The 12,019-nt window shown below is 67.6% G+C and carries 10 protein-coding genes; 4 read left to right on the plus strand and 6 right to left on the minus strand.

The features are described from left to right. Nucleotides 1-93 precede the first annotated feature (93 nt). Both ACWDTD_RS15485 and ACWDTD_RS15490 read left to right on the plus strand, forming a co-directional pair. Nucleotides 94-2,841, plus strand: a complete 2,748-nt coding sequence (locus ACWDTD_RS15485; RefSeq protein ID WP_449748011.1) for an ATP-binding cassette domain-containing protein — start codon at nt 94-96, stop codon at nt 2,839-2,841. After that, complete coding sequence (locus ACWDTD_RS15490; RefSeq protein WP_449748012.1) at nt 2,838-4,640, plus strand: ABC transporter ATP-binding protein; 1,803 nt, start codon at nt 2,838-2,840, stop codon at nt 4,638-4,640. The genes ACWDTD_RS15485 and ACWDTD_RS15490 overlap by 4 nt, the downstream gene beginning before the upstream one ends. On the opposite strand, the gene ACWDTD_RS15495 is transcribed toward ACWDTD_RS15490, so the two are convergent. The 3 genes from ACWDTD_RS15495 to ACWDTD_RS15505 all read right to left on the minus strand — a co-directional run bounded on the left by ACWDTD_RS15495 (nt 4,627) and on the right by ACWDTD_RS15505 (nt 7,396). Next, a complete protein-coding gene (locus ACWDTD_RS15495) occupies nt 4,627-5,274 on the minus strand; it encodes a TetR/AcrR family transcriptional regulator (RefSeq protein ID WP_449748013.1) in 648 nt (215 codons plus the stop codon). The genes ACWDTD_RS15490 and ACWDTD_RS15495 overlap by 14 nt on opposite strands. 211 nt (nt 5,275-5,485) lie before the next feature. Continuing rightward, nucleotides 5,486-5,944, minus strand: a complete 459-nt coding sequence (locus ACWDTD_RS15500) for a hypothetical protein (RefSeq protein WP_449748014.1) — start codon at nt 5,942-5,944, stop codon at nt 5,486-5,488. 57 nt (nt 5,945-6,001) lie between these two features. Then, nucleotides 6,002-7,396 (minus strand): amino acid permease, encoded by a 1,395-nt coding sequence (locus tag ACWDTD_RS15505; protein ID WP_449748015.1) that lies wholly within the window; start codon nt 7,394-7,396, stop codon nt 6,002-6,004. Nucleotides 7,397-7,661: 265 nt separating this feature from the next. On the opposite strand from ACWDTD_RS15505, the gene ACWDTD_RS15510 reads away from it, so the two are divergent. Then, nucleotides 7,662-8,276, plus strand: coding sequence for a hypothetical protein (locus ACWDTD_RS15510; RefSeq protein ID WP_449748016.1), 615 nt, complete (start codon nt 7,662-7,664; stop codon nt 8,274-8,276). Here ACWDTD_RS15510 and ACWDTD_RS15515 read toward each other — a convergent pair. From ACWDTD_RS15515 to ACWDTD_RS15525, 3 genes are all read right to left on the minus strand, one after another. Further along, nucleotides 8,235-9,041, minus strand: coding sequence for a DUF1266 domain-containing protein (locus tag ACWDTD_RS15515; RefSeq protein ID WP_449748017.1), 807 nt, complete (start codon nt 9,039-9,041; stop codon nt 8,235-8,237). The two genes, ACWDTD_RS15510 and ACWDTD_RS15515, sit on opposite strands and share 42 nt — an antisense overlap. Then, on the minus strand, nt 9,013-9,996 hold the full coding sequence (locus ACWDTD_RS15520) for a phosphatase PAP2 family protein (protein WP_449748018.1): 984 nt from the start codon (nt 9,994-9,996) through the stop codon (nt 9,013-9,015). The genes ACWDTD_RS15515 and ACWDTD_RS15520 overlap by 29 nt, the downstream gene beginning before the upstream one ends. 86 nt (nt 9,997-10,082) lie before the next feature. Next, on the minus strand, nt 10,083-10,835 hold the full coding sequence (locus ACWDTD_RS15525; RefSeq protein WP_449748019.1) for a hypothetical protein: 753 nt from the start codon (nt 10,833-10,835) through the stop codon (nt 10,083-10,085). Nucleotides 10,836-11,633: 798 nt separating this feature from the next. Between ACWDTD_RS15525 and ACWDTD_RS15530 the strand changes: the two genes are divergently transcribed. Next, nucleotides 11,634-12,017 (plus strand): ethanolamine utilization protein, encoded by a 384-nt coding sequence (locus ACWDTD_RS15530; protein ID WP_449748020.1) that lies wholly within the window; start codon nt 11,634-11,636, stop codon nt 12,015-12,017. Nucleotides 12,018-12,019: the final 2 nt, after the last annotated feature.

Raw genomic sequence — 12,019 nt, forward strand, 5'->3', positions numbered from 1 at the left:
CACTCACCGAGCTGCCGGTGGCACGACAGATTTGTTAGGTTAGCCTTCGTAACGTCGGTGTGAGCCGGGCGGACACGACGATCGGAGGCATCGATGTCACGCGGATTCTCGGGGGCGATGATGCGCGCGTTCGGCGCGCGCGACCACAGTGCGACGGTGACCGGCACCGAATCGGTGACCAGCCACTGCATCCGCGTCCGCTTCCACTCCGACACGCTGTTCGACGAAGTGGTCGCGGGTCCCACCACGTGGGTTCGCGGGTGGTTTCCGCACGACGACGGCAAGGAATCCCAGCGCGGCTACACCTTCTCCGAATGCGATCCCGACGCCCGGACCTTCGCGATCGACTTCGTTCTGCACCAACCCGCCGGCCCCGCATCGAGCTGGGCGACGCAGGCACAACCTGGCCAGACGCTCTCGATGGTCTACATGAGCTCGATGGCGCTGGACATCCCGACCGTCGACGGACCGGCTGGTTACCTGTTGATCGGCGACTCCGCCTCCATACCGGCGATCAATTCGATCATCCCGGCGGTACCCGCGCAGACACCCATCGAGCTCTACCTCGAGGAGCACGAGCCCGCCGACCGCGAGCTCCCGCTCGCCACCCACCCGCGGCTGCGGGTCCACTGGGTGCATCGCGCCGACGCGGCATCGCTCGCCACCGCGCTGGAAGCCCGGGACTGGTCGGACTGGTACGCCTGGGCGGGACCGGAGTCGAACTCTCTCAAGGAGATTCGCAAACGATTCAAGGAGTTCGGCTTCCCCCGCGCCGAAACCCACGTCCAGGCGTACTGGGCGCAAGGCAAGGCGATGGGCAAGGAACGCGCCCCCAACTCGCCGGCCGAGCCCGTCCCTTCGCTGGTTGAGCCTGTCGAAACCACCCCCCCGCTGGCCGAGCCGCCCTCGTCGCCGGCCGAGCCCGTCCCTCCGCTGGTTGAGCCTGTCGAAACCACCCCCCCGCCGGCCGAGCCCGTTCCTTCGCTGGTTGAGCCTGTCGAAACCACCCCCCCGCCGGCCGAGCCGCCCTCGTCGCCGGCCGAGCCCGTCCCCCCGCTGGTTGAGCCTGTCGAAACCACCAGCCGCTGGCGGTCCGCCGCCGCAGGCCGACTCCTGGCTCCCCTCAAGGGAACCCTCATCGTGGCCGGCATCCTGCAGGCCGTCGTCACCCTGGTGCAGCTGGCCCCGTACGTCCTGCTGGTCGAACTCGCGCGCCGACTCCTCGCCGGCGCCGACACCGCCCAACTGTGGACCGTGGGCATCCTCGCGCTGATCTTCCTCGTCGCCGGCGCCCTGCTCGACGCAGCCCTACTGGCCTGGCTGCACGCCGTCGACGGACGCTTCGCCCGCGATCTGCGACAACGACTGATCGGCAAACTCTCCCGACTTCCGTTGGGCTGGTTCACCGATCGCAACGCGGGCACCATCAAGACCCTCGTCGCCGACAACACCCTCTCGCTGCACTACCTCGTCACCCACGCGGTGCTCGACGCGGTGGCCGCGGTGGTCGCACCCATCGCGGTGCTGATCTACCTCTTCACCGTCGACTGGGGCATCGCGCTGTTCCTGTTCATTCCCGTCCTCGCCTACATCCTCACCATGTACCGCATGATGATCCAGTCCGGCGCCAAGATCCCCTTGTCGCAGAAGTGGGTTGACCGCATGAACGGCGAGGCCGCGTCGTATCTCGAGGCGCAGCCGGTGATCCGGGTGTTCGGCGGCACCATGTCGTCGAGCTTCCGCCGCAACCTCGACGAGTACATCGAGTTCCTCGACAACTGGCAGCGCCCCTTCATCCGGGCCAAGACCCTGATGGACCTCGTCACCCGACCCACCACATTCCTGTGGCTCATCGCGGCGGTCGGCACATTCTTCGTCATCTGGGGGTGGGCGGCCCCGGTGGACCTGCTGCCCTTCCTGTTGCTGGGCACCACCTTTGGCGCACGACTCCTCGGCATCGGATACGGCCTCGCCGGGCTGCGCACCGGTATGACCGCCGCCCGCGACATCCAGAACACTCTCGACGAACCCGAACTCGAAACCCGCGACGACACGCCACAACCGGACACCCCGGAACCCGACACCGTCACCTTCGACCACGTCACCTTCGGATACCGCCCCGACGTCCCCGTCCTGCACGACATCTCGCTGCAGCTCGCACCCGGCACCGTCACCGCGCTGGTCGGACCCTCCGGCTCGGGCAAGTCGACGCTCGCCGCGCTGCTGGCCCGTTTCCACGACGTCGACGCCGGTTCCATCCGCATCGGCCACCGCGACATCCGCGCGATGACCTCCGACGAGCTCTACCGGCACATCGGCTTCGTATTCCAGGACACCCAGCTCGTCACCGGTACCGTCGCCGAGAACATCGCCCTCGCCGTCCCCGACGCGCCGCGCGAGGCCATCGAGGCGGCCGCGCGCGCCGCGAACATCCACGACCGCATTAGCCGCATGCCCCACGGCTACGACACCGAACTCGGACCCGACGCCGCGCTGTCGGGCGGCGAACGCCAACGACTCACCATCGCCCGCGCCCTCCTCGCCGACGCCCCTGTGCTGATCCTCGACGAGGCCACCGCCTTCGCCGACCCCGAATCGGAGTACCTGGTGCAACAGTCGCTGAGCCGGCTGGCCGCCGACCGCACCGTCCTGGTGATCGCGCACCGGCTGCACACGGTGGTCGACGCCGACCGCATCGTGGTGCTCGACTCCGGGCGCATCGCCGAAAGCGGAACGCACACTGACCTTCTCGCTGTGTCCGGGCGATACCGAGAGCTATGGGAATCGACGGAGCACCCCGCGCCGCACCCCGACGCCACCACCGCAGGAGTCTCCCGATGACGAACCCAGCCCCGCGGACCAACGCGCTGCGCACTTTGCTGACCCTCCTGCTCGACGGCAGCAAACCCGCCGTCCGCACCTTCAGCGTGCTGGCGGTGATCTCGGTGATCGTGCGCGCCGTCGGTGTGGTGCTGCTCGTCCCGCTCATCGCCGCACTCGTCGACGGCCGCCACGGCGCCGCACTGGGCTGGCTCGGCGGACTCACCCTGGCCACCCTGCTCGGATGGGCCGTCGACTGGGCCGCGTCCCGAGTCTCCTTCGACCTCGGTTTCAGCCTGCTCAACGGCGGACAACACACGGTGGCCGAACGTCTTTCACGAGTCCGGCTCACCTGGTTCACCGCCGGCAACACCGCCACCGCACGCCAAGCCATCGCCGCCACCGGCCCCGACCTGGTGGGCGTCGTCGTCTACCTGGTGGTCCCGCTACTCAGCGCCATCCTGCTGCCGATCGCGATCGCCGTTGCGCTGCTGGGCATCTCGTGGCAACTGGCTCTGGTGGCGCTGGCCGGGGTGCCGGTGATGCTCGTCGCCCTGTGGGGTTCGGCAGCCATGAGCCGACGCGCCGACGAGGCCGTCGACGCGGCCAACGTCGACCTCACCGAACGGGTGATCGAATTCGGTCGCACCCAGCCCGCGCTGCGCGTCGCCCGCCGCGTGGGCACCGAGCGGGGCCTGGCCGAAGCCGCGATCTCCCATCAGCACGCGGCCACCCTGCGGCTGCTCACCCTGCAGGTTCCCGGGCAGGTGCTGTTCTCCGTCGTCAGCCAGCTCGTCCTGTTCGCGCTCGCCGTCACCACCGTCTGGCTCACGGTGAGCGACCGGCTGTCGGTGGCCGAGGCGGTCGCCCTGATCGTGGTGGCGGTGCGCTACATCGAGCCGCTCACATCGCTGGCCGAACTCGGAGCAGGCCTCGAGGCCACCCGGCTCACGCTGCGCCGGATCGGCGCGGTGCTCGCCGCACCCGCCGTCGGTGACGGCGTCGCCGCGCTGCCCGACGGCCCACGCGCGCCGCGCATCGAATTCGAGAACGTCGGATTCCAGTACGGCGACCCCGACCGCCCCGTTCTCACCGACCTGAGCCTCGTCGTCGAACCAGGTACCACCACCGCCGTCATCGGTCCCTCCGGCTCGGGCAAGAGCACCATCCTTGCGCTCATCGCCGGACTCCAGGAACCCACCGCGGGCCGCATCCTCATCGACGGCGTCGACGCGTCCACCCTCGACCTGCACACCCGTCGCGCCCTGACCAGCGTGGTGTTCCAGGAGCCGTACCTGTTCGACGGCACCATCGAGGAGAACATCCTCGCCGGCGATCCGGCCGCGTCGCCGCAGCGCGCATCCGCCGCGGCGACCAGCGCGCGGGTCGACGAGATCACCGCCCGCGTGCCCGGCGGACTCGGCGCCCGCGTCGGCGAGGGCGGGTCGGCGCTGTCGGGCGGTGAGCGTCAACGCGTCAGCATCGCACGCGCACTGCTCAAACCCGCTCCGGTGCTACTGATCGACGAGGCGACCAGCGCACTCGACAACGAGAACGAACGTGCCATCGTCGACGCCCTCTCCGACACCGACGATGCCCTCACCCCCGAGCGTCGCGAGCGGACCAGGATCATCGTGGCCCACCGTCGCCCGGGTATCCGCCGCGCCGACCACGTTCTGGTGCTCGACGACGGACGGGTGGTCGAAAGCGGCTCACCCGACGAACTGCTGGCAGCAGGCGGCAGATTCGCGCAATTCTGGGCGCAACAGGAGGCGGGCGCGGCCTGGAAACTGACCGACGCCGCGGCTACGCCGGCGTGATCAATGACATCAGCACCGTGGTGAGCGTGTCCGCCTCGATCACCCGCTCATTCTCGTGACCGACGTGCTCGAGTGAGAGCCCGTTGATCACCGCCAGCACGAGCACCGCGACGTCGTGCGATGGCACCGTCAGTTTCAGTCCGCGGGCAGTCGCCGTCTGCGCCACCGCGTCGGCGAGTGAATCGGCCAGCCGCGTGCGCAGTGCGGTGTAGGCAACAAGGAGTTCCGGATCGCGGTCGCACGCCGCGCGGAACTCGGCGAAGAGCACATTGCTGCGAAACCCGTCGCGGACCGATTTGAGCAGCGTCACCGAGAGGCCGTGCACGGCCGATTCCAGGTCGGCGGTGGTCTGGACCGGGACCTGTCCCGCGGCGGTGAGCATCTCGGATCGTTCGGCGAACAGCGACGCCGCCAAATCCAGGAACAGATCGCCCTTGCCGGCGAAGTTGGAGTAGACGGCTCCCTTGGAGAAACCCGCCCGTTTGGCGATCGCGTCCAGCGACGCGCCCGCATAGCCCTGCTCGAGGAACACCTCGCGGGCCGCGGCCCGGATGTCGTTGCGCACGTCATCGCGCCGAGGCCGACGTCGGATCGGCACAGCCGGGTCGGCGGAGCTTGACGAATTCTGCGTCACGGGACCATTGTGGGACATAGACTCGATACCGACGGTATCAGAAGTGTGGGTTTCGGACCGAGTTGTCGGGGGCGCCGACATCGCAAAGCAGTGCGATGTCGGCGCACGTTCGGGGCCTGCCAGACGTGCTGCCGTCCTCCGGCGGCCCTCGCCGACGCGTGACGTGGGCGGGTGGTCGCGACGGAGTCCTTCACCCGCAGGATCCGGCTCGTCATACGAGCGACACGATCACGGCGACAAGGAACAGCAACAACAGAGTCAGTCCGATGGTGTTGGCCACCACGAACACGGCGACGCCCTTGTACTGCTGGGGAGGCGGGCTGAGCGCACCGCGGTAGTGGTACATCCAGAGCGGCATCCGGTACTCGAGTTCGGTCATCCGGTTCGGGTACACCGTCGCCCACGTCTCGGCGCGCCCGATCTTGTACAGCCCGACGTCGTTCACGGAGAGCGACGGGATGTGCACGTAGATCCGGTGCGGGCCGGGCGGCAACGGGATCACGTTGAGACCCCAACGCGCGCTGGGCATTTGCCATCCGTCCACCATCACGTACGGGCGCATGCCGATCCCGAAGTTGACCGGATGTTTTCGGATGGTCAGTGCCACACCTGTGGTGATCGGCGGCCGATACGACCAGGGTGCCGGTTGACGATCTCGCGGACCGTCCATAGCTCGATTGTACGAGCGGGTCGGCGTGTCGGCGAGACCGTCGTCCGAATGACGAGGTCAGCCGACCGGTGCCACCGGGTGCGGATCGCTGCTGCGACGCTGCACGACGATCCCGGCTGCGACGATGATGACCGCGGAGATCGCCGAGAACACGATCGCCTGACGCTGATTGTTGTCGAAGATCATCAGGATCAGGACGGCGAGGATGAACGTAATGACCGCACCGGTCAGATACGGGAACAGCCACATGCGCACCGGCGGCCGATGACCCTCGTGGCGCAGTGTGCGGCCCAGGACCAACTGGCTGGCCGCAATCGTCAGGTACACAAATAGCGCGATCGCGCCACTGGTGGCCAGCAGCCACGCAAAGATCTTGTCGGGCAACACATAATTGCCGATCACCGCGAGGAATCCCACCACCATCGACAGCAGCACCGCCACCCACGGCACGCCATTGGGGGTCAGCGTGCGCACCACCTGCGGGGCGTCGTGGCGGCTGCCCAGCGAGAACAGCATCCTCGACGCGGTGTACAGCGCGGAGTTCAGACATGAGGCCACCGCCGTCAGGATGACGATGTCCATGATCACCTTCGACCCGGGAATCCCGATGGCCTGCAGCACCGACTGGTATGACCCGTTCTCCAGCTGGTTATAGGGCATCAGCGCCACGATGACGAAGATCGAACCGAGATAGAACAGCGAGATCCGCCAGATCACGGAGTTCACCGCCTTGGTGATGCCTTTCTCGGGTTCGGGTGACTCCGCCGCGGCGATGGTCACGATCTCGGTGCCCATGAACGAGAACATCGTGATGAGCATGCCGGCGATCACCGCACCGAAGCCGTTGGGCATGAAGCCATCCGGCTCCCACAAGTGGCTGATGCCGCTGACCTCGGAATCCGGGAACCAGCCGAGCATCGCGGCTACACCGACGAGGATGAACGCGACGATCGCGACCACCTTGATGAGCGCGAACCAGAATTCGAACTCTCCGTAGTTGCCGACACTCGCGAGGTTGGTGACGGTCAGCAGCAACGTCACCGCCAGCGCCCAAATCCATTGAGCACCACCAACCAGGTCGGTCAGGATCGCTGCCGCTGCAGTTGCCTCCACCGGGATCACGAGTACCCAGAACCACCAGTACAGCCACCCCACCGAGAAGCCCGCCCACCGGCCCAGGGCGCGGTCGGCGTACACGGAGAACGATCCGGTGTCGGGGTTGGCGGTGGCCATCTCACCGAGCATCCGCATCACCAGCACCACCAGGGCGCCGGCCATCGCGTAGGAGATGAGTACGGCGGGCCCCGCCTTCTCGATGGCATTGGCCGAACCGACAAAGAGTCCGGCTCCGATCACTCCGGCGATCGAGATCATGGTGATGTGCCGGGGTTTGAGGTTCGAACCGAGCGAGTTCGGTGTCTCTCCGGCCGAAGTTTCCTGGGTAGTGGCCATGTGGCGGTCGTCCTTTCGCTGAAACCCGATGGGTGCGGGATCGTGCGTGCGGTACCCGGATGGTTTGCAGGTACACGTGATGACGGATGCCCGCGGGTGGCGGGCAATCCGGTTACGGGTGGTTAACCCTGCTTTACCTTAGGAAGGAATTCACCCGCGTGCAGACGATGCGAACTTGGTCGCGATTGTCCGATTCGATACGAGTGCATCGCATGATCGACGGTGGCGACGTGGCGCGGTGCGATGCCGTCTATTGTCGAGTCCGATGACAGAGTCACCCCGGACCGAGACCCCCCTGGTGCCGACCGAACCGCGCGATCCGCGGTGCGCGGCGAGTTTCGGCTTGCCGTCCACCTCGCGACCCGACATCACCGCCGCCATGTGGTGGTTGCGCGACCTCGAGGCCGATGGGCGGCGCCTGGTGTCCTACCTGCGCGACGACGAATTGGTGCTCACCGTCGAGCGCGCGTGGATCCGGGGGTCGTGGGGCCACCTGGCGGTCACCACGCAGCGCATCGTCCACGTCGATTCGACCTCGGGTGGGTATGCCTTCGAGATTCCGTTGCTCGCGGTTCTCGACATCGCCAACGGGGGCGAAGACAACGGGAATTGGATTCTGGCGCTGCACGATTACGAGGCGTGGACCAAGATCTTCGTCGGAAGCCGGCAGGCGATCGAGCGGGTGAATCAGCGCGTCTACTGGCGCACCCGCGACTTCGCCGAAGAAGGGCAGTCGAGCAGAGAATCCGCGACCGACGATGACGTACTCGAGGAGTTCGGCCGCTATCAAGCGCTCAAGAACGCCCGTGACGCCGGTGTGCTCGACGAGCAGGCGGTCTCAGCCGCCCTGGAGCGACTCTTCCTCCCCCGGACGGAGTGACAACAGCCGCCACGGACTGGCGGGCCGCGCGAGCAGCGCATTCACCCAGTTGCCCGCGAGCAGGGCGGCGTCCTTGGCGTCGGGCATCGCCTGGCCCGCCATCCAGAAGGCGCGTCCCATGACCACGCCGTGGGCGAACTGCCGCCAGTTCGCGTAATAGCCGCGCGCCGACGAGAGCGACGCCAGCAGCATCGGCCAGCATTCGTCGCGCTCGATGTGGCCGGCCTTGAGGCTTGTGCGCACCACGAACTGGATTCGCCCCAGATCCCACGATCGGACGTGCGTCGGAAATCCCGCGTCCACATACGAAGCGCGAAGCGTGTTCGAGGTACGCAGCGTCAGCAGGGTGTCATAGGCGTCGGCCCAGTACTCCGGGTACAGGCCACGGGTGGCCGCACGCAACCGCAGGAACTCGCGGTGAACGCTCGGCTGGTGGCCGTCGGCCTTTCTCACCACCTGATCGACCAGCGGATAGGCCACCTCGTAGGCCGCGCTGTGCATTCCGTCGAGCAGCAGGCCGATCACCTTGCGCGCATCGGCGCCGCTGCTGATGCCCCACCATTGGTCGATGTCGCGGCGCGCCGCCGCGGCGTCGGCGGGGATGTCGAGGGTGTCGTGCGCCCACCCGTGGGCCAGCGACATGTGTGCGCCGATCGCCAGCGCGGTCAGTTGGTCCCGGTCGAGCGGCTCGCCGCTATCGGAGCCCGGCGTCGCCGACACGGCGTCCGCCGCGGTGTCAGGGGCGGGAGTCCCTCGTGACCACACGATCTCCTTGGTGAGCATCGAACTCGAACCCGAGGGGTACAACGTGATCGGAGTGTCGGACACCCCCCCAGCTTAACGAGCGCATCCGCGCCGGAGAGCGCGCACCGTCGGTGACGCCCACCAGGGTTCCCAGTGAGAGTCCGACCCCCAAGGCGATCGCCGCCGCGATCACCACCTGCTCGGGCCGCGGGTAGTACAGGGCGAGGATCGTGGGCGCCGCCAGAGTGATCACCGCGGCCACCGCGATCCATGTGCCGCGGGGCATCGGGGTGGTGGATGCGCGGTGGGGGTCGGGGAGGAGGACTGCGGCCCCGACCACCAGCAGGGCCGAGATGAGCACATCACCCGGACGATGCCAGCCCGAGGCGACGAGCCCGAAACAGATGACCGCCGACCATGTTCCGCCGATCGCGGCCACCGCGGGCCGCAGTACCGGCGGGGCGGCGAGGACGAGCACGGCCACCAACGACGTCACCGCGGCGGCGTGCCCGCTGGGCGCGGAGTTCGCAGTCTCGGCGATCCACTCGTGCAGTTGCGGACGGGGCAGGCCGTCACGCAGGGCGCGGACAACGAGGATGGCCGCCGGCGGGAACAACAACAGCAGTGCGGTCGACGACGCCCGCCGGCCCCAACCGCTCGGCGACCGGCGGCAAAGGATGGTCCCCGACTGGACGAGAGCGACGACCGCCACCGCACCCAGAGTCCACAGCAGCGGATTGGACACGATCGGCACGCGCAGCCCGACCGGCATCGGGGTGACCGACGGGAGTTCGCGCGCGTACTCGAGGACGCGCTGATCGACGTACTGTCCGGTAGAGGTCCGCACCGCGATCACGAAGATCACGACAGCGCTCACACATGCCGCCACGGCCGCGACCACGGCACCCGCACGCGGCGCCGACAGACGGCGCGGGGCTGCGGTGGACCGCGGCGTTGCGGTGGACACGGAACTCACCGCGCCACCGTATCGGCACAACCTGGGAGAATTCTGGGTGCAACGCCGCTTCGGTGGAGGTCGATTTCAGTCGTGCCTACCGGGATTCAGAGGGCCACGATCCACTCGGCGACGGTCGGGGCGACGTAAGCGTGCACCACATAGCCGACGGCGGTTCCCGCAACACGGCCGAAGTAGATGGTCACCACGTCGCCGGACAGGTAACCGATCTCGTCGGCGACGCCCGGCTCGTCGTGGTTCTCCACCGCCCGGACAAACAGATACGCATCGATTGCCAAGCTGACCCGGCCGAGGACGGCCGACGCGCCGGGCACCCAGACGACGACAGACGAGTCGAAGGCTCTCCACTGGGCCACCCAGGCGGGATTGTCGAGATCGGGGGGAAAGCTCGGGACGACGACGCGAGGCAGCGAGAACAACGAGAGAAGCGAACCGAGCGGATCGTTGTTCGTGGGGGTCGCGGAACCGACGAGCGCGCTCTGCGCCACCGCCAGCAGGCCCGCGGGTGTGGAACGCGTGGTGCCGATGTCATCGGTGCTCGTGCTCTCGGAGGCCACGGTTTCGGGTGCGGCACCCGCCGCGGACATCAGCAGCACCGGCGCCGAGGTGTCGACCGGGTTGCCGGTGTCGTCGGCGCTGGTGTCGGCGGCGTTGGTGTGGTCGGCGCTGGTGTCCCCGGCCGAAATGCGCCCCTCAGCGGCGGGCCGAGGAAGTAGTGCACTCGGCGCCACGCCGGTGGGCGCTTTTGAGCCCTCGGGTGCGCTGGTTGTGGTTGGCGTGGCGGGTGTTTCGGACGGGGTGGTCGACGACGGCTGGTGAGTGACGGTCGGCGTGGACATCGAGGGCTGGGTGGTCGGGGATTCTGCACTCGTCGAGGGTGCTGCGCTCGTCGGGGATGCTTCGGTCGTCGAGGATGCTTCGGTTGTCGAGGATTCTTCGGTTGTCGAGGGACCGCCGGGCGGCGTGTCCGACCCCGACGGTGCGGGAGCCGAAGGGTCCGAGTTCCCCGTGGGTGCGGTGGTCGGGGCGCCGGTACCGGTGCCGGTGGGGCTGGTGCTTGCGCCTGGCGTCGTGGGCCCGGTGGTGTTTCCTGTCGGCCCCGCAGCTGCTCCCGAGTCGGACCCCGCGCCCGTATCGCTCCCTGCGCTCGTATCGGACCCCGTGCCCGTATCGGACCCCGCACTCGAGGCGCCCGTTTCCCCGGTTCCCGAGTGCGATGTTCCCGGCGACGACGTGTCGGCGTCGGCTGCGCCCGCGCCGAGCCAGAGCAGTGGCGCTGCCGATAACGCCACAGCTGCGGCGAGCACACGATGACGGGTCGCGACTGCCGCGCGAAGCTGGGTCATGCGCTGAATTGTGCCGGATGAAATCGCCCCGGAAAAGAACAAGAAACCAACGAATCACGTTGGCGCACTGTGACTTTCGCAACTACGCACTCACCCGGCGACACGCCCGGACCGGGGTTACCATCCCCGCAGACGAGCGCCAGTTTCTCCACAGTGGACAAAGTGTCACACACGTCAACACGTGTGTCACATCCCTGAAACGTTCACCGAGTCTCATGAGATGCAACAACGTTCACTCTCATGATCCGAACCCGCCGATGGGTTCCGGTCGCCTCAAGGATAGGAGAAATCATGTCGATCGACAGCACGAACGCGTTGACGTTCCAGGTCACCCCGGATGCCTGGAAGGGCCTGCCCAAGATGCCCGACGCCGAGTACCCCGGCACCCAGGGCTTCATCGGCGACGTCTACGAGAATCCCGAGGGCAGCGAGATGTGCAGCGGCTACTTCGAACTCCACCACACCGAGGCCCCGCTCTACTACGAATACGAGTACGACGAGATGAAGGTGGTCCTCGAGGGCGAATTCCTCCTCGAGAACAAGGAGACCGGGCAGACCCTCGTCGCCAAGGCCAAGGACGCGATCTTCTTCCCGAAGGGCTCCAAGATCTACTTCAGCACCCCGAACTATGCGCTGGCGTTCTACACCGGTCACCGCGATTCGACCCTGCTCTGACC

The organism is Gordonia sp. NPDC003425 (genome assembly GCF_053588635.1).

Excerpts from the sequence above, each read along its gene's own strand:
- ACWDTD_RS15485 (WP_449748011.1), top strand. The coding sequence starts at position 94 with ATGTCACGCGGATTCTCGGGGGCGATGATGCGCGCGTTCGGCGCGCGC.
- ACWDTD_RS15490 (WP_449748012.1), top strand. The coding sequence starts at position 2,838 with ATGACGAACCCAGCCCCGCGGACCAACGCGCTGCGCACTTTGCTGACC.
- ACWDTD_RS15500 (WP_449748014.1), bottom strand. The coding sequence starts at position 5,944 with ATGGACGGTCCGCGAGATCGTCAACCGGCACCCTGGTCGTATCGGCCG.
- ACWDTD_RS15505 (WP_449748015.1), bottom strand. The coding sequence starts at position 7,396 with ATGGCCACTACCCAGGAAACTTCGGCCGGAGAGACACCGAACTCGCTC.
- ACWDTD_RS15510 (WP_449748016.1), top strand. The coding sequence starts at position 7,662 with ATGACAGAGTCACCCCGGACCGAGACCCCCCTGGTGCCGACCGAACCG.
- ACWDTD_RS15525 (WP_449748019.1), bottom strand. The coding sequence starts at position 10,835 with ATGTCCACGCCGACCGTCACTCACCAGCCGTCGTCGACCACCCCGTCC.
- ACWDTD_RS15530 (WP_449748020.1), top strand. The coding sequence starts at position 11,634 with ATGTCGATCGACAGCACGAACGCGTTGACGTTCCAGGTCACCCCGGAT.